The organism is Peribacillus sp. S4 (assembly GCF_046715815.1).
GTDB classification, from domain to species: domain Bacteria; phylum Bacillota; class Bacilli; order Bacillales; family DSM-1321; genus Peribacillus; species Peribacillus frigoritolerans.
In genome coordinates this window covers 1,926,137-1,948,005 of record NZ_CP175708.1, presented here as the reverse complement: position 1 = coordinate 1,948,005, position 21,869 = coordinate 1,926,137, and the positions used below count along the sequence as shown (strand labels likewise).

At 35.2% G+C, this 21,869-nt stretch carries 19 protein-coding genes and 2 pseudogenes; 4 read left to right on the top strand and 17 right to left on the bottom strand.

Annotation, left to right across the window (positions count from 1 at the left end; translation table 11 throughout):
• Positions 1–34: 34 nt before the first annotated feature.
• From ACJ9PY_RS09360 to ACJ9PY_RS09340, 5 genes are all read right to left on the bottom strand, one after another.
• Positions 35–3,145, bottom strand: coding sequence for a type I restriction endonuclease subunit R (locus tag ACJ9PY_RS09360; RefSeq protein ID WP_411739855.1), 3,111 nt, complete (start codon positions 3,143–3,145; stop codon positions 35–37).
• 3 nt (positions 3,146–3,148) lie between these two features.
• Positions 3,149–4,429 (bottom strand): restriction endonuclease subunit S, encoded by a 1,281-nt coding sequence (locus ACJ9PY_RS09355; RefSeq protein ID WP_411739854.1) that lies wholly within the window; start codon positions 4,427–4,429, stop codon positions 3,149–3,151.
• Positions 4,419–5,939, bottom strand: coding sequence for a type I restriction-modification system subunit M (locus tag ACJ9PY_RS09350; RefSeq protein ID WP_411739853.1), 1,521 nt, complete (start codon positions 5,937–5,939; stop codon positions 4,419–4,421). Before ACJ9PY_RS09350 ends, ACJ9PY_RS09355 begins: the two co-directional genes overlap by 11 nt.
• A 123-nt stretch (positions 5,940–6,062) precedes the next feature.
• Positions 6,063–6,359 (bottom strand): Tn7-like element transposition protein TnsE, encoded by a 297-nt coding sequence (locus ACJ9PY_RS09345; RefSeq protein WP_411739852.1) that lies wholly within the window; start codon positions 6,357–6,359, stop codon positions 6,063–6,065.
• Entirely contained in the window at positions 6,349–6,600 is a 252-nt protein-coding gene (locus tag ACJ9PY_RS09340) for a type I restriction-modification system subunit M N-terminal domain-containing protein (RefSeq protein ID WP_411739851.1), read from the bottom strand. Before ACJ9PY_RS09340 ends, ACJ9PY_RS09345 begins: the two co-directional genes overlap by 11 nt.
• Positions 6,601–6,964: 364 nt before the next feature.
• On the opposite strand from ACJ9PY_RS09340, the gene ACJ9PY_RS09335 reads away from it, so the two are divergent.
• Together ACJ9PY_RS09335 and ACJ9PY_RS09330 are read left to right on the top strand one after the other, a co-directional pair.
• A complete protein-coding gene (locus ACJ9PY_RS09335) occupies positions 6,965–8,233 on the top strand; it encodes a hypothetical protein (RefSeq protein WP_411739850.1) in 1,269 nt (422 codons plus the stop codon).
• Between the two features lie 254 nt (positions 8,234–8,487).
• Positions 8,488–8,565: pseudogene (locus ACJ9PY_RS09330) on the top strand (IS3 family transposase); the annotation flags it as partial.
• 609 nt (positions 8,566–9,174) lie between these two features.
• Here the strand turns inward: ACJ9PY_RS09330 and ACJ9PY_RS09325 are convergent.
• From ACJ9PY_RS09325 to ACJ9PY_RS09310, 4 genes are all read right to left on the bottom strand, one after another.
• On the bottom strand, positions 9,175–9,462 hold the full coding sequence (locus ACJ9PY_RS09325; protein ID WP_411739849.1) for a hypothetical protein: 288 nt from the start codon (positions 9,460–9,462) through the stop codon (positions 9,175–9,177).
• Between the two features lie 482 nt (positions 9,463–9,944).
• On the bottom strand, positions 9,945–10,283 hold the full coding sequence (locus tag ACJ9PY_RS09320; protein WP_411739848.1) for a hypothetical protein: 339 nt from the start codon (positions 10,281–10,283) through the stop codon (positions 9,945–9,947).
• 258 nt (positions 10,284–10,541) lie between these two features.
• Positions 10,542–11,954, bottom strand: coding sequence for a DHA2 family efflux MFS transporter permease subunit (locus ACJ9PY_RS09315; protein WP_241637598.1), 1,413 nt, complete (start codon positions 11,952–11,954; stop codon positions 10,542–10,544).
• A gap of 585 nt (positions 11,955–12,539) precedes the next feature.
• Positions 12,540–13,304: a hypothetical protein gene (locus ACJ9PY_RS09310; protein WP_063576744.1), complete on the bottom strand. Its 765-nt coding sequence runs from the start codon at positions 13,302–13,304 to the stop codon at positions 12,540–12,542.
• A gap of 785 nt (positions 13,305–14,089) precedes the next feature.
• Here ACJ9PY_RS09310 and ACJ9PY_RS09305 point away from each other — a divergent pair.
• Positions 14,090–14,776, top strand: coding sequence for an ArsR/SmtB family transcription factor (locus tag ACJ9PY_RS09305; RefSeq protein WP_411739847.1), 687 nt, complete (start codon positions 14,090–14,092; stop codon positions 14,774–14,776).
• A gap of 86 nt (positions 14,777–14,862) precedes the next feature.
• Here the strand turns inward: ACJ9PY_RS09305 and ACJ9PY_RS09300 are convergent, their stop codons facing one another.
• The 4 genes from ACJ9PY_RS09300 to ACJ9PY_RS09285 all read right to left on the bottom strand — a co-directional run bounded on the left by ACJ9PY_RS09300 (position 14,863) and on the right by ACJ9PY_RS09285 (position 17,081).
• Positions 14,863–15,747 carry a DMT family transporter gene (locus ACJ9PY_RS09300; protein ID WP_411739846.1) on the bottom strand — a complete coding sequence of 295 codons (885 nt, stop codon included), beginning with the start codon at positions 15,745–15,747 and terminating at the stop codon, positions 14,863–14,865.
• 213 nt (positions 15,748–15,960) lie between these two features.
• Entirely contained in the window at positions 15,961–16,347 is a 387-nt protein-coding gene (locus ACJ9PY_RS09295; RefSeq protein ID WP_411739845.1) for a VOC family protein, read from the bottom strand.
• A gap of 355 nt (positions 16,348–16,702) precedes the next feature.
• Positions 16,703–16,909, bottom strand: a complete 207-nt coding sequence (locus ACJ9PY_RS09290) for a hypothetical protein (protein ID WP_411739844.1) — start codon at positions 16,907–16,909, stop codon at positions 16,703–16,705.
• 49 nt (positions 16,910–16,958) lie between these two features.
• Positions 16,959–17,081 carry a hypothetical protein gene (locus tag ACJ9PY_RS09285; protein ID WP_262869108.1) on the bottom strand — a complete coding sequence of 41 codons (123 nt, stop codon included), beginning with the start codon at positions 17,079–17,081 and terminating at the stop codon, positions 16,959–16,961.
• A 474-nt stretch (positions 17,082–17,555) separates the two neighbouring features.
• Between ACJ9PY_RS09285 and ACJ9PY_RS09280 the strand changes: the two genes are divergently transcribed.
• A complete protein-coding gene (locus tag ACJ9PY_RS09280; protein ID WP_411739843.1) occupies positions 17,556–18,026 on the top strand; it encodes a DinB family protein in 471 nt (156 codons plus the stop codon).
• A 647-nt stretch (positions 18,027–18,673) separates the two neighbouring features.
• Here ACJ9PY_RS09280 and ACJ9PY_RS09275 read toward each other — a convergent pair.
• The 4 genes and pseudogenes from ACJ9PY_RS09275 to ACJ9PY_RS09260 form a co-directional block, all read right to left on the bottom strand.
• Complete coding sequence (locus ACJ9PY_RS09275; RefSeq protein ID WP_258249582.1) at positions 18,674–19,090, bottom strand: hypothetical protein; 417 nt, start codon at positions 19,088–19,090, stop codon at positions 18,674–18,676.
• A gap of 533 nt (positions 19,091–19,623) precedes the next feature.
• Positions 19,624–19,698, bottom strand: a pseudogene (locus ACJ9PY_RS09270) (hypothetical protein); the annotation flags it as partial.
• 32 nt (positions 19,699–19,730) lie between these two features.
• Positions 19,731–19,802 carry a hypothetical protein gene (locus tag ACJ9PY_RS09265; protein ID WP_308788967.1) on the bottom strand — a complete coding sequence of 24 codons (72 nt, stop codon included), beginning with the start codon at positions 19,800–19,802 and terminating at the stop codon, positions 19,731–19,733.
• Positions 19,803–20,320: 518 nt separating this feature from the next.
• On the bottom strand, positions 20,321–21,520 hold the full coding sequence (locus ACJ9PY_RS09260; RefSeq protein WP_411739842.1) for an NlpC/P60 family protein: 1,200 nt from the start codon (positions 21,518–21,520) through the stop codon (positions 20,321–20,323).
• Between the last annotated feature and the right edge of the window lie 349 nt (positions 21,521–21,869).

The window sequence follows — 21,869 nt, the reverse complement described above, 5'->3', positions numbered from 1 at the left end:
GATTCTAATTATATTAGAATCACCTATAAAATCCTTACAACTCCAACGCCAGTTGTTCTGACATCAGTTCTGCTTGTTCAATGACGGTTTCGACTGCCTGTTTACTGATTTCTGGTGGGTAACCGTACTTTTTTAAAAGGCGTTTGACGATGACACGCATCTTCGCACGTGCAGATTCGCGTAAACTCCAGTCAATACTCATATTTTCTTTAATTGATTGTGTGAGTTCATGTGCAATGATTTTCAGTGTATCGTCGCCTAATACTTGTTCAGCTGTCTCATGAGAAGCTAGTGCATCATAGAAGGCGATTTCTTCCTTCACCATACCGTTTGGTTCTCCACGTTTATATGCAGAGTCCATTTCTTTTGCTAACTCGATTAGTTCTTCAATAACTTTGGATGTTTCAATCGTACGTTTGTTGTACTTATTCAATGAATTCGCAAGCATATCTGAGAACTTACGAGCTTGGATTAAATTGCTACGTTGTACGTTTTTCACTTTACCGTTTAATAAACGATTCAGTAATTCTACGGCTAAGTTCTTTTGTGGTAATGCACGCACATCTTCTAAAAACTGATCTGATAAAATAGAAATATCTGGACTTTCAAGGCCTAATTCTTTATAAATATCGATAACATCTTCAGAAATAACCGATTGTGAAATCAATTGGTGAATTTGTGCATCCATTTGGGTAGCTGTTTTCTTCTTACTGCCATCGCCTATTGTTTTTACGATACTTGCCTTAACCGCTTTAAAGAAACCAATTTCATCATTCAATTCTTCTGCTTCTTGCGTTGTCGCACATAATGCATAAGCTTTTGATAATTCAGTTACTGTGTCTAAGAAGCGTTTCTTTTCTTCTTCGCCAAGACCGATTACATAATCCATCGTATTTACAATCGCTTTAATTCGTTTTGATGATTTTTCAGATTTAAAATCAGAATAATTATGACCGTATAACATTTCTAAAATTAACTGATGCTTCTCTAACATGACATCGACAGCAAGTGCTGTATCTACACCAGCTGTTTCACGATCGCTATCTGTATATTGTTTCAATGCTTGTTTTAAGTTATCTGCAATCCCGATATAATCAACAACTAAGCCACCTGGTTTATCTTTGAATACACGGTTTACACGTGCAATGGCTTGCATTAAGTTATGACCTTTCATTGGTTTATCAATATACATCGTATTTATCGCTGGTACATCGAATCCTGTTAGCCACATATCACGTACAATGACAATTTTCAATGGGTCATCATTGTCTTTCATGCGACGTGCTAAAAATTCACGACGTTTTTTATTTCCGATGAATGGTTGCCATACTACCGGATCACTTGAAGAACCGGTCATAACAATTTTAATCGCACCTTTGTCATCATCATCCGAATGCCAGTCAGGTCGAAGCTTAATGATTTCTTTGTAAAGATCAATCGCAATGCGACGCGACATAACAACAATCATTGATTTCCCAAACATCGCTTTTTGGCGTTCTTCATAATGATGTACAACATCTTTCGCCATCTTTTCAACACGAGAACCCGCACCGGCAATCGCCTCTAAACGAGACCATTTCGATTTTAGCTTTTCTTTAACAGATAATTCTTGGTCTTCTGTAATATCTTCATAATCTTCATCAATTGATAAACCTTCTGGTAATTCTAAAGGAATAACACGTGACTCATAGAAAATTTTAACTGTTGCACCATCTTCTACAGCTTGTGACATATCATACACATCAATATATTCACCGAATACAGCTGGTGTATTGCGGTCTATAGACTCTACTGGTGTTCCTGTAAAACCGATAAATGAAGCATTGGGTAATGCATCACGAACATATTTCGCATAGCCATACTTCACTTCACCTTCATTTTCTTTTTGTTGTGACAATGAAGCACCAAATCCATATTGTGAACGGTGAGCCTCATCTGCCATTACGATAACATTAGTACGATCTGTTAAGCACGGAATTTCGCCTGTTTCTTCATCAGGTGCAAATTTCTGTAATGTCGTAAAGATGATACCACCAGATTCTACATTCAATAATTCACGTAATGAATCACTTGATTGCGCTTGGCTTGGTGATTGACGTAAAATTTCTTTAGACATTGAGAATGTTTTATACAGTTGATCATCTAAATCATTACGGTCTGTTAACACGACTAATGTCGGGTTATTCATTGCCTTTATTAGCCTACCTGCATAAAATACCATTGATAAACTTTTACCAGATCCTTGTGTATGCCAAACGACGCCAATTTTATGGTCTCCATCTTGTGCTGTCGCAATTTTTGCCTTCTCAACTGCCTTATTTACCGCATGATATTGGTGATACGCTGCTAAAATTTTAAACGTATCCGCACCATCTGTTTGGAATAAAATAAAGTTATGAATAATATCTAGTAAACGACTAGGTTCTAGCATCCCATTAATCATCACTTCTAGTTGAGGTTCTGCTGGACTCGCCAGTGATTCACCATCCACCGTACGCCACTTCATAAAACGTTCTTCATTAGCAGTTAGTGAACCTACTCGTGCATTAATACCATCACTCGTAATTAAAAATGCATTGTAACGGAATAAAGTTGGAATCGCTTGTTTATATGTTTGGATTTGATTATAAGCATCTGTAATATCGACATCTTCATTGGTCGCATTTTTCAATTCCATGACAACTACTGGTAGACCATTTACAAAGACTATGACATCTGGACGTTTATTCGCTTGTCCTTCGATAATTGTGAACTGATTAACTGCCATAAAATCATTGTTTTGTGGGTTTTCAAAGTCAAAAACATAGACTGATACCGTTGGATTGTAGCCATCTTCACCTTGAATTTGAATCTCAATACCATCCGTCGCAAGCTTATGGAATCCCTTGTTATTTATAATCAAATTTGGTGAAGCATTTGCTACAATCTTTTGTACGGCTTCTTCGATAACCGCTGTTTCAAGTGTTGGATTAATCTTTCGTAAAGATTCACCCAAACGATCCACTAACACGACATCATGATAACTTTCACGTTCTGGACTTTCCCCATCATGCGCAATATCTGGACCTTCAACGATTTCATAGCCTAGTTCTTCTAACCATTCCAACGTGGCAACCTCTAATTCAGATTCATTGTACCTAAACATTTATTACACCTCCAATTCATCAGGAATTTCGATTTCACCTGATAAAAGTTTTGGGAGAAGAGTATCGCGGAGTTGAGTAAGTTTTTGATTTTCTTTTGTTAGGTTGTAAATCATATCGAAGTTTACTTTACACGTCTCTAAATATAATTCTATAATTTCTTTATTCGGATATATAACAGGAATTTTTCTTAACTCAGTTAAACTAATATATTGTTGAGTGCTTCCCGTCATACGTTCCTTAATATAATTAATCATAAACGGACTTTTAAAATACATATAAATGAATTCCGCAATCTCTGTTTGAGAAGATTTGATTAATCCTATATTTTTAATTGCATAATTTACATGATGCTCTTGTACAAAATATAATCTTCCCACAGTTCCTATCATACTGATTAAAATATCTTTATATTCTACTAGACTTCTCTTATTAACTTTTACAAAGTCATCCTCTGAAATCAATTTAGTTGTGCTAAAATCAATTTCATTAGCTTTCAAATGTTTTGATGTAACTAACGGATATCCAGTTTCAACTTGTTTAGGGGAATCATGGGTTCCATCTTTCACCTCGCAAATATCATTTAAAAGTCTCAAAGTAAAATCTTTAGGTATCTCCCCTAACTCACTTTCCACCATTTCGCCACCACTTGATTTATACGGTTGACCTTCTTCATTTGGAAATTCAAAGTCGATAAACCAATGTTTGAAAAAGGTTTGAGAGAGTTGTTCAAGATTAACTATAATTTTTTTATTTAAAAGTATTTTATTATCAATATCAATTAAAAGTTTAGTAATTTTCTTTTGTTCGGATAATGTTGGAACAAATAGTTTCATCTTTTTCAACAAAGGAATTCGTATATTACTAACAACTGATCCCGTTCCTTCATTCATCATAATTTGATGTTGTAATTCTTTTGTTTGCAGAGAGTAATATAAAAATTCTGGTGTTATAACCTTTGGGGAAGCTTTCAATTGCAACATTCTTTGACCTAGAAAATACTTATATTTTTCATTTTCTCTTAATAAGGCTACCTCTCCCATTGGTGCCTCTCTTGTTAAAATAACATCTCCAGGTATTAAATAACCTCTTACACTCCATTGGTCATATATCTCTTTTGTAACCGATTTAGTCTCATCAACATCTCGTAACTGACCATTACGGATATTAGCCGTTCGCAACATTCTATATTCTGTATCAATATCTAAAGTTGGAGCTGTTTTATGTTGACAATCAGTTACTGAACAAACATCATTAATAGTTAACTCAGTCCAGTTAGATTTCATACCCAATCCTCCCTAATGCTCGGCGAATTTGTTCTTCTAACTCTTTCGACTTCGCAAATTGCTCTGATAATTCACTTGTTAAACGATCCATTTTTTCTTCAAATGGTTCGCCATCATCTTCTTGTTCTGCTAAACCAACATAACGTCCAGGAGCTAGGATATAGTCATTTTCTTTTACATCTTCTAACTTAGCTTCTTTACAGAATCCAAGTTCATTTGCATACTCTTGATCATTCGTACCACGCCATGCATGGAATGTATCTGTAATTTTTTTAATATCCTCTTCGCTAAACTCTTTATGTGTACGGTCTGCCATAAATCCGAGATTACGTGCATCGATAAATAAAATGTTATTATTACGTTCACGTTTACCTGTTTTCGCTTTATTTTTCGATACAAACCATATACATACTGGGATTTGTGTTGAGTAGAATAGTTGTCCAGGTAAAGTCACGATACATTCAACTCGATCATTTTTAATTAAGTTTTTACGGATTTCACCTTCACCACTTGTATTTGAAGACATGGAGCCATTCGCCAATACAAAGCCAGCTGTGCCTGCTGGTGCGAGTTTTGAAATCATATGTTGTACCCACGCATAGTTGGCATTACCTTTTGGTGGAATACCATATTGCCAACGCACATCATCTGTTAACTTTTCTCCTCCCCAATCACTAATATTAAATGGAGGGTTCGCTAAAATATAATCCGCTTTTAATCCTTTGTGTAAATCGTTATGGAATGTATCTGCATTGTGCACACCTAAATTACCATCAATTCCACGAATAGCTAAGTTCATCTTACAAAGCTTCCATGTTGTCGGATTAGACTCTTGTCCATAAACTGATAAATTATCAATTTTACCTTGATGTTCTTTCACGAATTTAGATGATTGAACGAACATACCACCTGAACCACAAGCTGGGTCATATACGCGACCTTTATATGGTTCTAACATTCCTACTAATAATTGTACGACGGATGATGGCGTATAGAATTCCCCACCATTTTTACCTTCCGCACTTGCAAATCTACTTAAGAAGTACTCATATACGCGACCTAAAATATCTTTCTGACGGCTTTCTTCATCACCGACTTTGAATGAGAATAAGTCGATTGTTTCGCCAAGACGTGTTTTATCGAGTTCTGGACGCGCAAATGATTTTGGTAGAACCCCTACAAGTGATGGGTTTTCTTTCTCGATTGCGACCATAGCTAAATCGATTAACTGACCAATTTCAGGTTTTTTCGCATTGTCTTTGATGAATGACCAGCGTGCTTCTTGTGGTACGAAGAAGATATTATCAGCGACATATTCATCGCGATCCTCTTCATCTGCCCATTCATCATTTTTAAGTTCTAAATACTTCTCTTCGAATGCATCCGATACATATTTTAAAAATAATAATCCTAATACGACGTTTTTATATTCACCGGAATCCATCGATCCACGTAATTTATCTGCCATCTGCCATAACTTCTCTTCAAAGCCTAAGTTTGCTGTTGCCATGTTGTTGCCTCCTGTAGTTAAAATCTTTTATCTATGTCTATTATACCAATTAAATTGAATGAAGAATTAGAGATTAACAATAAATTCTATTTTTCGTTACACTTATATCCTACGATATTCATATTATTTTTTATTAATCAACAGCTTCGCTCTATGTTTATACCCCTTTTTACTATGCTTTGCTTTTTGCACTATAACTTTTCTTCGTTCCACTGCTTTAATTAATTCTTTCTCCCTCACACCACTACTATTCACTAAATTCACTAATAGCTCATCAATCAGCTGATTCCAATTGACTGTCGCTGCGGAAGATAAAATCAGCATAGAAAGCGAACGATTTTCCCTTTCAACTTCTAAGACTTTAAACTGCCTCCCATTAAATAAGTTAACTGTCGCAAGCGCATATTGCTTATTTGTCACACCATCTAGATAAACGTGATTCCTCCGGACCATAGAATACGTTTTCAGCACGGGACAAATCATGGTCTTCTAAAAAGATTTGTCGTGTCTCTTCGTCCTCCGAGTACCAGTCACTATTGTTGTCTTGGGTCATTGCTTCAATTTCAAATTTCCTTTGTTCAAATCTATTTGAAAGATACCGAAAAAAAATAAGAGGAAGTACACGATGCTTGTAGTCTGCCGGAGCCACACTCCCCCTCATCTTATTCTCTGCATCAAATAAATCTTTCTGAAAATTAACATCTGCTTTTGTAGGTATATATGCTTGTTCCTTAGTATTTATAATTATTGATTATATTGGTAATTTATCATCATTTTTATCACAATATAGGCTAATGGTTGGGTAGAATCAAAGAAAACACTATACAGTATTTATGAAAGTAAGTTGGATTTTGAGATGTGATAGTATGCTGGAATGGAAAAAATAAAGCTGTTGTTCATTGATAAAAAAGAATTACGTAGAAGGAGAATATTCACATTGTATTATAAAACACAATTTGCTGACCTTATTACTAACAATATCCTATTATTCATGATATATTTTTTTAAAAAAAGGATGAAATAAATTGAAGGTGAAATTTGAACCAGAAAACTTAAAACAGGAGCTAGACCAACTATTAGATTTTTGCGAAAACTATGAAATTAAATACGATTTAGATCATTATTATCCATATTGGGATGAAGATGGAGAAGTGATAGATGAAGAGGAAACAAATAATGATATTACTATAATTGACTATAATACTGAAATTAGTATAGGGTTACCAAGGTCTTATGAAGATTATAAACATAAACTTGGTTTGATTCTAAATATTGTTAATGAAGCAAAAAATGGAAAGAACGTTGATAATTATAAATTTATTGGCAAAAAACTAGCATTCATAAGAGTCGGATGCAATAATTGGGAAATTTTCAATAAGCTATTTTTAGAAAGTGATATGGATTTCAGTAAAAATATTATAATTTCAGAAAAGTCCTATCAGTTAAACATTGTAAATGGACTAACTAGTTTCGGTATCATCTTAACAATGGAAGGAAAACTTAGTAAATACGTCCCACCAGTAGATAATGATGACATATTCCTTCAAATATCATCAAGAGATGGAATTGATCATCATGTAATAGACCATTTATTTAACTCCTATATTTTCGAACTAAAGTCAACGCTGGGTTTAGAAGCATACATAGCCCCTAAACCAGATCACAATCCTTGGGAAGAAGTTGCAGATTTTGCAGATTCTGAACTAACTAACCTAAAATTAAGACCTTTAATATACGGTAAGGGGATTAATGAATTACTTGATATCTATAACACAACTATTACTACTCATGATCCAGAAATGCTAATCTTAACATATACACGTGTTATTGAATATGTTTCTCAAACAGTAATAAGAAAAGATTTAATTGAAAAAACCGTAAATAAACTTTCTAGTCCTAAAGCACTCACTCCAGATGCGAATTATATACTGGAATTAGGTAAAATTTTTGAGGAGCATAGAAATAACAATAAAGATTTTTTAGCAACTAGGATTACAATTGAGACATGTTGTGACCTACTTGATTTAGTTAAACATGCACCAAAATTCTTAAAGAAAACAAATAAAATAAATATAGATAACAAATCAGAGGATCGCCAAAAGGCGTTTGATGAAATAGCTAGTTCTGTTTCAAACACTAGAAACATGTTCGCACATGCAAAAACAAATTATCAACCTAAGGGTGATGAATGTCCAAAGGAGCAATTGCATGATTTTGCTGAATTTGTAGATGTTATTGCTCAACAAATCATAAGATGGTTCTCTCGACAACCTGAAAATACAAGGCTCGTTTAAACCTAAATGTGCCTCATAACCAGAGAGTACTTTATTTTTTTTCAGTTCAATATATTTTTTGTAGCTGTAATAATTTCCCATTCAATCTTCTTACTTTAGACATTTCTAATTGTAGATTGGCCAAGAGGGGATTATACAACATGCATAGGTTTCAATACGGAACAACTACAATTGATTATTCTGTTGAATATAAACAGGGAAGAAAGATGTTTCGCTTATTGTATGCCTAGTAGAGGGGTAAAGCTAGTTTCTCAAATCATCAACGAATTAAGGGGAAATTAAAAGACATGAGCCCGGTAGATTACCGAGTTCATGCCCTCAAGGTTGCCTAATTAAATAAAGTGTCTAACTTTTTGGGTTCACTTCAACTAATTAAAAGTCTATTTTCGTAGTTTCAGATATAGTAGCCCACCCTTATCAGTTCGAGAAGAGTGAGTGCTTTCCCAATTGAATTTTGTAGGCAGGATAGTCTATTCATTGATTTTGTGACTACTTTAAACTAAATCTATAAAAATGATAATATCATTTTATTGGTGGGGAATTTTGTTAAATCTATTCCTTAAATAATCAGGTATGGCTTAATTATGGATTTGTTTTCTTATTCAAATTTACGGTACGCAATCATTACGTGGAATATCAGTAATTACCAATGCAAGTTGAAATTTCATCCATTATTCAAAAATCCTTCAATAATATAAAGATTACCTTTAAATGTCTAATCTTTGTTACTGAGATTCGCTTTACAGCGAAATTAACTTTTGTTTTATGGATAATGGTTCATTCGATTTAAATAGAAGCTTTTAGAATCACACTATTTTAAGAGATATCTATTGTATATCTCTTAAATCTTCTTCTTAGGATTAGTTTTATATACATAATTCCTAAGCTCCGATAATATATAGTTATTTGAATGAATCCAATAACTCCTTCTTCAATCAAAATCACTTTAGCATGGATGATAATTTTTGCTCTACCCACTTACTCATACTGATTCCTTCTTGTTCATCTAACTCTGTCATACTTTCTAATAGATCAATAGGTAATTCCAAACTAGTTTTTCGATAGAAATTTCGAAAAATCAGGTGACCCTCTTCATTGTAGATGTCTCCTTTTATTAAAAATGGCAGAATATCAGCTGCAAAGAAACCCTTTGTCGTTAATGGTCTTTCCCCTGCTCGAATGAAGAGTACTATCGTGTGATCCTGTGCCCTCAGTCTCATGTTTTCCATTCCCTAAATTCCATATAAATAGTCAATGAAGGGATAAAATACTACTTCGTTTTTTGGTACCTGAAGCTCAACATAGCCTTTATAATCCAAAGTAGACTGGTGGATCGAGTATGATGGCTTTAAAGTATAAGTTTTCATTCCTTCTTCATACGTCAACCACTTTTGGATATTGGGTAGGTAAAAAACCAAATACATTTTCTTCATTACGAACCACACGTGCCTATGATATTTTATTTTGGACGAATGAATCCTTTGATACAAAGCAATGTTATTTTTTGAATCATAATATTCATATCTTTTTGGACGCTGAGTGAAAGTTGGTTTGAGTGACTTCTCTGCTTCCTGATAGGCTGTTTCCGAAATTACATACGTGATTCTTTTATCCCCATAAGGGACGGCCTCACCTTTTATGGAACCATCTTGAATATACTTATAAACACTTTGTACAGATAACCCCAATTTCTTTGCAACATCATTTGGACTCATACCAGTACTAAAAATTGTTTTTCATACACTAATCGATCCACTTCCGCTTTTTCATAACGGGCCTCTTTATGTAATCGATGTGGGTCCAGAATTTTAATGATTTTCTTCTGCTTTCCATAATGGTAGACCGTTGCCTTGGATACTCCTAATAAATCAGCTACTACTTTTTGTATATACCATTCCACTTTATCCCCCTCCCATCCTTCTTGATTATCCAGTACTTTTATTGGAACATCCCGTTGGTTTCCATTCGTCAATTCCTCATGATACAAGACTGCTTCCGCCTGGCCAAATTCTACACGATATTGGAGACGTGGGTGTTCGATGAATTCCAAAATCACGCCTTCTTTTTTTTTTTCAAATTGTTTAAAGAATGGCGCGCTCTTAAACGATCCAGTTTCTAAAATGGTTAAATTAATAAAATGAAAAAAGAGGGAGAACAATCACCTGGATGACTTGTTCCCCCTCTTTTTTAGAATCTCCTAGATAGGCATGACGAAGGAATGATAGGGCCTGGAGGGAAAGTCTCCAGATTCATAACAAGGTAAAAAATGGAGTTCTATTATTTAGCTAAAAAACTCGGATTCAAACCTTTAATTCTTCTCCCCGAACTCTTTTCCTGCTGATTTTTGATCCTTTATTTTAAAAGAAATGAGGAAGCTAATTAACGAAAGTACAGCGATGACAATAAATGAGATTTGCGCGCCATACATATCAGGATGGACTATCTCGGGACGCTGCTGAGCATTTTCGGTAGCTGATGTCATCACAGTAACAAGTATTGCCGTACCTACAGATGCGGCAATCATTTTCATCGTATTATCCATTGCTGCACCATGGGCGATTAACCGTTTAGGCAGCTGGTTTAAGGCGGCCGTTGAAACAGGCATCATAACCATGGCTAATCCGAACATCCGAATACTGTACATGACCATTATAAATGTAAAACTTGTCGAAGGACCAACATTCATAAAAGTAAAGGAGGAAGCGGTTATGAGGAGTAATCCGCCAATAACCAGCCACCTGGCCCCAATCCGGTCGAAAATACGTCCAATGAACGGGGACATTATTCCGGTAATAAGTGCTCCAGGGAGTATGGCTAATCCAGCTTCAAAGGCAGTAAATCCTCGCATGTTTTGCATAAATAGCGGGATGAGCGTTTCGGCACCAATCAGACCCATAAAGGTAATGGCTCCAATAATGATAGCAATCGGGAATAATGAATACGTGAACACACGGAACTCCAGCATTGGATGTTTCAGTCGCAATTGCCTGTTGATGAACCAAACAAGTGAAATTGTCCCAATGCCTAGGGATATGATTGTACTCTCGTCTGTCCAGCCATAATTACCAGCCGCTGTAAATCCATACAATAATCCACCGAAACCTGCGGAAGATAAAACAATCGAAAGCACATCCACTTTTGGCCGTGTAACTTCTGTTACATTTTTTAAAGCGAAGAACGCAACGATGATATCAATAATAGCAATTGGAAGAATGATAAAGAATAACACCCTCCATGAGTAGGTCTCCGTAACCCAGCCAGATAAAGCGGGACCAATAGCCGGCGCGAAGGAAATGACCAGCCCGACCAGTCCCATGGCTGCACCCCGTTTATGCACAGGGAAGATCATTAGGAAGACTGTTTGCATTAACGGGAGCATGATTCCTGCTCCGCTCGACTGAATCATCCTTCCTAGCAGCAGCATTCCAAAATTAGGAGCCAGCCCTGCTACCAATGTACCAATAGCAAATATCCCCATCGCGGAAAGGAAAAGCTGTCTGGTGGTAAAGCGCTCCAGTAAAAACGCGCTAACAGGGATCATGATCCCATTAACCAGCATAAAAACGGTTGTTAGCCACTGTGCACTATTTGCCGTAACATTCATCTCCTCCATTACAGGAGGAATGGCGGTAATCATTAAAGTTTGATTCAAGATCGCAATGAATGTACCCGCAAGCAAAAGAGCAACAATTGTTGTCTGTTTACGATTTGTTGAACTCAATTATGGTCCCCCTTTACGATTTGGAAAAAAACATACTTTTGTAGATTACACGAATTCACATCAGATTTCCAGTAATTTGCTGTTAAAAATAAAAGCAAAAAAGTCGGTATTAAAACATTACTTCCCCTACAACTAAAAGGGGATTTCGTTTGAAGAACAGGTTGCGATTGATGCGTATTAGCCTAGTCAAAGGGTAGCTGTTGAGCCAAACACGAAAGGAAGTACCTTCAAAAGTCACTCCCTATAAGAGCGGATCAAATAGCTGCAGCAGACATCAAAACAATCTTATTAAGTGATAGAGCTTATACACTAATCACCATTGTAATTACGTTGCCGATATTTGCTTAGTATATTTCCACGTTTTGATACCGTGGTCCCTATGATCTAAAAGCGAATGATACTTTTTTGTTTTTTATAAATAACATAGAAGAAAGTCGTCATTTTCAGGGTAGTTTTGCTGTATTTTGGATTCTATTGAATGGCGGTCACTTAAAACATAAATGGTTTAAAAATTAAAGATATGAAAAGTAGTCCAAATTTATAAATATTCCCACACCTAATCCTGCAAATATAAAAAGCACCCATTTAATGGATGCTTAGATTTCCTTTCTTTCGTAATCTTATTTCAAATTTATCACTGAAAAATTCATTTGCATTAAAAATCGTACTAATGTCTGAAATATCACCTATGTTCACAATTAAGGCTTCATCAACTTCTTGATCTGTGAGAACTATGCGATATTCATATTGATTTTCAAAGTATTTATCTTTCCAAAAATAAATATCTGTCCCTTGATTTTTATAAGAGCTCATCCTAGCTGAGGAATTGATGTTATAATCATCATATTTTACCAAGCCGCCTCTGTAAGCATAACCTTTTTCATTGAGTGTTCTAGTAATTCTGTCAATAAATTGCGATGGGGTAACAAAAATCAAGCTATCTCCGAACTCCCTGATCATTTTATCGATTTGTTCATTAGGTAAATCAAATTTGGTATAGTAATATTTTTCATCCTCGTTAACCACTTTTAACATATCGCCAATAATTGCAAACATACAATATAATGGTCTTTTTTCATTTATATTTTTTCTGAAATTCAATTTTTTAGTTCGCCCCGACATTATTAATTCATTGGTATCTTGAGTAAAAAAATTCATGGTTAATTCCGTAAAAACATGTGTTGCTTCAAATTTGTCTCCTACACCTTTTTCTCCTGAAGCACTTTCTATATCAATATACTTTTTGAAATTATTCATATATAAATCTCCAGACAAAAAACTTTCCACAAAAGGTGTGAACTTTATAAATCCAAAAACTTGACCTTTAAATCCAACGTCTGACATTTTCATACGCTGCATTCCCTCCTATTTAACTACTAAATTCACAAAAGGGACTAATCACCGGTATTTATTCCAAGACTATTATGAACGTTTACTGTTAGTGAACATGTACCAATGTATGCCTAGTTTACAAAGAATATACTTCAGTAAAAAACGCTTATCTAAAGGATAGACAGTCTTTCTTCTTTACAGTCTTCTCTTTAGCCTCTCCTGATTTCATAATCTCTCCTTAATAAAAAAAGCACCCAATTTAACGGATGCCCCCAATTTAACTCGTTCATTCATCAATAAAATCCTTATAGAAATGACTCAAGATGTAATGTGCTTGACACCTGGGGTTTACCCTTTCCCATTTCATTCTTATTTCTAGTTAGCCTAAAAACAGTTCTCCTGCTTCCAAATTAAAACCACAGTTAACCGTTTAAAAAAGTTATGTTAAAAAACGTTCACTAAAAGCAAAGACCATTAATTTCCTTCGAGTGAGGATTAACTAGCATCTAAATAATTTATAGATGAATTTTTTGATTTTGGGCAGTCTCCTTGTTTCATATGCATTGCTTTAATGCCAAGTTATCATTTCTGCATATATGCTCCGAAAAAATACGAAATGAACACTATCCAATTTTATTGTAGGGTTCTTTTTCAAATTTAATTAAAGCAGGAATCGTGAATATACCGAATATCCCAGGACAGCGGTACTGTATAATGGAAGTATAAGTTTACTTATTTTTAATGCTGATTAATTGGCGTTCAGCTTATTAACTAATCTATCGGCAGAAAGGTTGGTAACTATTTTGAGTATAAATCCAAATATGGTGGAGATAGCCTCCCTCCTTGGGGAAACGTCACGTGCAACAATACTTGCAAGTCTGCTGGATGGGCGTTTTCATACGGCAGGTGAATTAGCGTTGATGGCTGCAATAACCCCTCAAACTGCCAGCTTTCACCTTTCTAAGTTAGTGGAAGGAAACCTTGTTATAGTTGAAAAACAGGGACGACATCGCTATTATCAGCTAGCAAATGGAGAAATTGCGCACATTTTGGAATCGTTTCTTGCCATTTCCCCACCTCCTGAAGTTCGGTCGTTAAAACAATCAAGTCAGGTCAAAATGCTTCAGGAAGCCAGAACTTGCTATGATCATTTGGCAGGAAAACTAGGCGTCCAATTAACTGAATCGATGTTGAAAGCCGGATATTTGAAAAAAGAAGAGAGAGAGTTTACAGTTACACCCAAAGGAGATCATTTTTTTTCAGAATTCGGCATCGATTTACTTGATTTAAGAAGAAAACGCCGTTCATTTTCCCACTCATGTTTAGACTGGAGTGAACGTCACCATCATCTTGGCGGAGCTTTAGGGAATGGGATCCTTACCCATTTTTTTGATTTAGGCTGGATAGTCCGTGTTCCATCTATTCGCGCAGTAAAAGTCACACCTAAAGGGAAAGAAGGATTTAAAGAAGTTTTTTGTATAGAGGTATAATTTAATAATCCCTCATGATGAAAAAGAAAGGTTCTTTTTCACCATGAGGGACTTTCTGTCTTTTGCGGCTTAAATCCATGCGATTACTATAAAGCTCTTTTAACTATTTTATTTTCCTTTTGGAAATTGCTATTTACAAGATAGATGCCAATGATGATAAACAGTCCGCCAATCAAGAGTGAAGTGTATATCTGTTCACCTAATAGTGCCCACCCTGATAATACACCGAAGAAAGGTGCCAAAAATAAAAAGGCACTTGTTTTTCCTGGATCACTCTTTTGTAAAAGGTAATACCAAACAGCAAATTGCACGATCGATGACATGATACTTAACCATAATAAAATGAACAACGAATTGCCATTCAGTATGAAAAATGGTTTTTCAAGAATAAAGCTGCCAAGTAAAAGCAGTAAACCGCCAAAAAGCATCTGATAGGCAGATAAAACCCATGTATCGGAAATCGCCCCCCATTTTTTCGCCAATAAAGTGGAAATCGCCCAGAAAACAGAAGAAAGAATGCCGAAAAGAATACCAACCTTAAATTCAAGTTGCGCGCCCATCGTTATAATTACTCCAACTAATCCTAATAAAACACCAATCCATTGATATAGTATATAGCGTGTTTGTGAAAAGATCGTACCGAATACAACAACAAGCAACGGGTTCGTGAATGTAAGAATGGAGGATTCACTTGCTGTAATCGTGCTTAAACTCAGGAAAATGCACCCCATTACTCCGGCTGTTTGAAAAGTGCCGATAATGAGCATTTTTATCCAATCCCCTTTAGAGTTTGGGTGCGGTCTTTTTAAAAAGATTACGATTATCGCCATTATGAGTCCGGCAAGTGTGAAGCGTAATGCTGCTAATAATAATGGGGATGAATAAGGTAGACCAATTTTAACTACTGCAAAAGAAGAACCCATCAAAAATGTCGTTAAAAGTATCAACACTGTAAATTTGTAAACATTCATTTTTTTATCTCCTGACATATTTAAATGACCAATCTACAGATAGTATAGCCGATGATTATTTCAGCTCTCATCGAAATATGGAATACAAGTGGATCAAACTTAATGGTATCGACATATCATAGGGAATCTTCATAGTTTAATTGATATAAGTAACCTCTTTAAATCATCGTATTCATCTTAGAAATCAGCTTAAGAAATAGAGGTAACCTCATCCTATTTTTCATATATTTCAATAGGCAAATCATCCGGATCACTAAAAAAAGTGAACCTTTTTCCTGTTAACTCATCAACACGGATTGGTTCGACTGGAATGTTTTCTTTTTCTAAATCTTCAATCGCTAGATTAATATCTTCCACTTCAAAAGCAAGATGTCTAAGCCCCCTAGCTTCAGGATAACTAGGACGATGCGGGGGATCAGGAAATGAGAACAATTCCAGCTGATATTCCCCTCCGACGATTAAGTCCAATTTATACGATTTCCTTTCTGACCGATATGTTTCCTTCTCGATATCACACCCTAAAATATTTACATAGAAGTTCTTTGACTTTTCATAATCGGAACAAATTATTGCTACATGATGTATTTTATTTACTTTCATTTGCTTCCTCCTTAAAAACATTGGTTATTTTCATCTGATTTCACCAAAGTTATACTAGTGCTTCCCTCGGACTCTACTGCACGATATGGTATATTCATTTCCCTTTGACAGGTCCACCATTTAGATTAATTGCAGACATTAGAAAAGTTATATATTCATCATGGAAAATGCCAAGGCCATACTGTTTGATTAATATTATTGCTAATGGCGTATAAAAATATAAAAAGCCCTGTTAGCTGAAATTCAGTAACATCAGGCTTTCAAGATCTAACCGGTAGAGTTTTTGCACTATCTATATATGATTTCGAACAAACTTTTATAAATCATAACCACTTTTTCCTGCATTGATTTCAAACTATTTTACAGCAGGAATTGTTTGTGGATGTTCAGTCATGAAATTTTCCTTACCCAATTTCAAGGTCATGAAAGCGATAAAACAAACGACTCCGAATGAAACCAATAACCAAACAGCTCCATTAAACGATCCATCGAAAGCGTCTATGACAAAACCAATCGTTAAAGGAGCGATGAAGCCAGCCAATTGCATCTTTAAATTGACCATCCCCATGCAACCTCCATTAGCGTGCAGTTCACTTCACGTATGCTTTTCTTTACCAGTTATCTGTTTTATCTAATAATTGATCAATATCAAATGCATCGAGATGAAATGGAATTGACTCTTCGGCAAGTTCTTCAGTAGCAAAAAGCAATTGGTCAATATCTATTATAGTCAAAAACAATTCCCCTCCCTTTTAATCACTTTACCCTCAAACATTACTTTAATAGTTAATTTTTTTGAGGGTATCTTTATTCAGAAATTATTTGGATCCTTTTTAATTCTAGAATTTGAAGAATGAATAGCTCTCTATATGTAAATATTCATACACCAGAATACATTTCTAATAATTTCCATTATACCGCAAATGAAACTGTATAATTTTACAATTGTATAACAATTATCGTTTAGCATTTAACTTGTATTTATCGAATTTTCAGTTGAGCCCAAAAAACCTCATGGGAATTTTTATTTTTGTAACAATGCTAATAATATAGTTCTATAAGTAATGCGATTCTTTATAAAAGATTGCTCCCTATTGCGGAACAAGAACCGGTTGAAATAAAGCTAATTTCAGGAAATTCAAACCATATTCTTTTCCGGCTTTTACTGGTATAATATGGATGATTTTGTTAGTGAGAGGGGAGAAAACATGAATCAACTTGTATTTAAGCAATTTGAGATGACGAGAGAATACTTCATCAAGAATGTAGAGTCCATTTCTAAGGAACTAAACGATGTGCAGCCAGATGGCTTTAATAACACAATTCATTGGCATACTGGTCACGTTTTGACAATTACAGAACAAACTATGTTTGGTTTCCCGAATGTAACAACCCATCTTCCCACGAATTATATAAAGTTGTTTGGGAATGGCACAAAACCAGCCGATTGGACAGGGAATATACCTGCTATGGATCAGCTGGTTGTACAGTTGAAAGATCAATTAACTCGTTTAAAGCAAATTCCTCCTGAACAGCTAGATCAAGATTTAGATACACCATTCCTAGGATGTAAGACTGTTGGAGAACTTGCAGGTTTAACATTAATGCATGAAGCGACTCATATGGGGCAAATTCAGGTAATGAAGCGGATGATTGAGCATGTAAGTCTCAAAAACTGAATTTAACAAAGTGTTCTATTAAGATGAAAAAGCCAGTCTAATAAAACTGGTTTTTTCTTTTGTTTGTTATATTTTATACATCATTAGTCTACATAACACTCTCTATTTTCATTAGTCCACAAACTTTTCTTTCTTGAACACACTTAATCTACCTATTTTTATTAAGCTATTCTGCCCCTTAGCCATAATTTATCTAAATAAGGTTTTCTATTATGTCAAAAAACAAACAACAGCAAAAAAAATAGACACTCAACTATCTGTAGCAACCTTTACTGGTACTGAATTAGGACAAGAGCTTGCAAATATGTCAGCCATATCCATTAAGCGCAAAAATCAGCGCTCCACCAACAGAATGATAATCGTCCATACCCATTCTATGGCTGGGTGAGTAAGGCGATGAACTATGGTGCCAATAGAGCCCATTCGTTAGTATGACTCCAACGGCCTCGGTGCATCACAGACTGTCGCTCCCTTAAGGGGTTGACAATAAATAATGGATGATAACAATACAACTAGGCTCGGACCTTTTTTGGTGGATCTCATTAACTAGCTCACCTAGACAATAAACCCATGAGCTAGCCTGTTTTGATCCTGATGATGTAGATGTACAAGAGTTCCCAGATTATCCTCTCAGGTTATTGTTTACTTTAAGGTATCCAATCCAACTTTAAAAATGAGTTTAATCCATAAGCCACTGATTGAACCGTATTCGCATTATCCAATAGTGACTGTTTGTTCTCCCCAGTTGGATTCTCTTTTGCACGTATGAAGGAGGCTTCCAGAGCTGACAACTTTTGTTTCAACTCATTGATTTGCTCTTGGACTGAACCCTTAATTGCAGTAGCTTCCCTGAAGCACTGTTTACCTTTTGGACTAATCGTTGCTCTGCTTATCTTCCCAGTTGTACTCTTTTTGATAGCTATGAGCTTCTTGTTCGCAAGTATCACTAACTCAGCCCTTACCACTTCAAGATTTTTATCGTACTTTTCAGCAATTTTACTTACACATCTTTCTCTATTGCATTCCTCAAGGAAAGAAAGTATTTGCTTTTGTAGATGATTCATATTGGTTTCTCCTCTTAAGTTTGTTTCCATTTGCAAGAATTATAAAGTTTCTTTCTACCGTTTCTTTAAAGTTTGCATACCATTAAACCCCAAAACACATATATTGTTTTTTTCGTGTTTTTCTTACAAAAAAACACCTTTAATTTATCACAGGAACCACAGAATCTAATATAAAACTACAGAAACTAACAAATGTTTTTTAAATATTCAATCAATCGCACAAAAATTGGAAGTATACGCATTCATAACGTAAGGGAAAGAACGAGACAAGCATTGTTTAAGGATATAGGGACAAGAGGATCAAAGCCATTCGATTGCGGGAAGTATTAGGCTCAACAACTCTAAGAGTAAGAAAAACAGCTGCTATGTTAACCGAAATCGATGAATATAGTAAAAGGATCTAAGATCATCTCACCAAGAAAAGCTGGTGGCAGAAATTATGAAAGTAAATAAAAATATCCATATGGATTATACCAAGATAAAATTCTCTGGCACCCGTTAAGAAAACAGTTTTTTTCTGAAGTATATATCAATTAGGATTTTCCATCCTTTTCCCAAACAATAGTTAGCTCGGATTTTGAAGATATATCTTCTATAAATTCTTCATCACGATTTCTATATCCCTTTTCCCCGTCTAAAGTTAAAAAGTCATTCCACCTTGTGAAATCATATTTCCACTCAAATGCTTTACTATTACCGCAACAGACTCGATATTATGAGTCCCATGTATTTTCCTATAGAAATTGATTTACCGCTTTATCTCCAAGGCTTTTTACACTTTTAAATCTTTCAATTACTCTTTAAATATTCGTTTCCAATATCATAGTCAGTCCCTTCTAAAACTAGCATTTTCTTAAAATTAACTTGAAATTTTTACCACAATCATTTAAATAAAGTTTTCTTAATGAACTAACTGCCCAATTAGCCCATTAAGAAAAACCGAAATCAGGTCATTTCGGTTTTTCTTTTTTATAAACAGTACAACTTTTTTCTAATCCACAATTTCGATTCTTATTGCAGTTAAAACATCTATTAATATCCGATAAAACTTAACAACTTTCATTTTCTTTTCATTTGTATATTCCACAAAACTTTTGTCCTTTTTAAGCCATTAAAAACCCCTCAAGATAGTAGTTGTAACATCGTTTGTTCGTGATCTTGTTACACTGCCTACCTTAAGGGGATAATATGACTAGAAAATCCAAGTATTCTAACTCTCTCGTGTCTATCTTAGTCCATATTGATTTGAACTTGCCCAAAACTTTCGAACTTCTTATTAAAATCACTTGAAGTAAGGTCAGATATATGAACACCAGTATTCCTTGTTGTATGAATAAAACGACCATCCCCTAGATAAATACCGACGTGGGTTATCTCTTGACTTAAGTCTGTATCGCTAAAAAATACTAAGTCCCCTGCCTTTGGATCTCTGAGTTTCGGCAGCAAGGAATAGTAGTCCGCTGCCGAACCCCGTTTAAGGGAAATACCCTGCTCCTTCATGGCCCAATAGATAAAACCGCTGCAATCCATTCCAATCATCGGATCATATTCTCCGAAAACATAGGTAAATCCACGTAGAGTATAAGCATACTTTATGACATCATAAGCTTTATCATAGGAAGCCTCTTGATTGGAATAAAATGGATACATGGGACTGCTGTATATTTGAAGATACTGTCCCTGCATCAAGCTATCAGTTGGTAACGCGTTACGCTTTTTGATTGTATCCACCGATACACCGTAATTATCCGAGATACTTTTAAGTGTTTCATTATTTTGAACGACATGCTCTCCTTTTGGTGTATACGTTTTATACTCGGCTTGGTATTGTGCAAAATATTTTTCCATGGTAGATCTCACCTGAACTGTCTCCGCTCCGTATCCAGAATTAACGAACTGATTTCCCCCCAGATAGATTCCAGCGGTCACGACTTTTGAACTCCCCTTTTCCAGAAAAAATATAATATCTCCAGCCTTAGGTGTATTTGTATCCATTCCTTGCTTATAATAGCCTTCAACTGACAAACGGTCGATAGGCACCTTTTGCCGGGAGAGTACCCAATGAATCAATCCGCTAGAATCAAACCCTTTGATAGGTGTCTCTTGTCCAGCCGTTTTTTTAAATCCTGTAAAAGTTTTCGCATAATTCCCAATTTGTTTCCCTCTCTCTGACCACTGATAGTTCGAAGGAGTATAAGCATTTTGAATGGTTAACTTCTGGCCAATATATAACTTACCATCCGGTAAACCATTCATATCCATTAATTGCTCTGTCGATATATCATAGATCGCTGCAATCGATTCTACCGTTTCTTGAGAGGATACAGTATGCACTGGATCTGCTGCTTCAACTTTTAAGCCAGATAAAAAAGTAAAACTAACCATGCCTAGTAATAAAAACAACATACTACCTACTATTCTTTTCGCCATTTGACCCATCCTTTATCATACAGATTTTGTTCCTTTCTATTGAAATTATGTAATAAAATATCAACTGTATAACTTTAACATAAAAACACTATTAATTGGATTCACTTCCACTTTCATCAATGAACTAACCTTCTCTTTTGTTTATACTTTTGCGATATTAATATAAGGCCATTAAAAATGCTCCTTCGTAAAAGTGTCTTTTACGAAAAACGCTATTAAGCTAATTATAGGATCAACAATAAAAATGATCTGACGCGAAATACAAAACGCTCAGTTCCAAAGTAAGAAAGAACTGAGTACAGACTGTAGACGAACTCGCTGAAGAACAAGTTTGTCTCCATTTTATTTA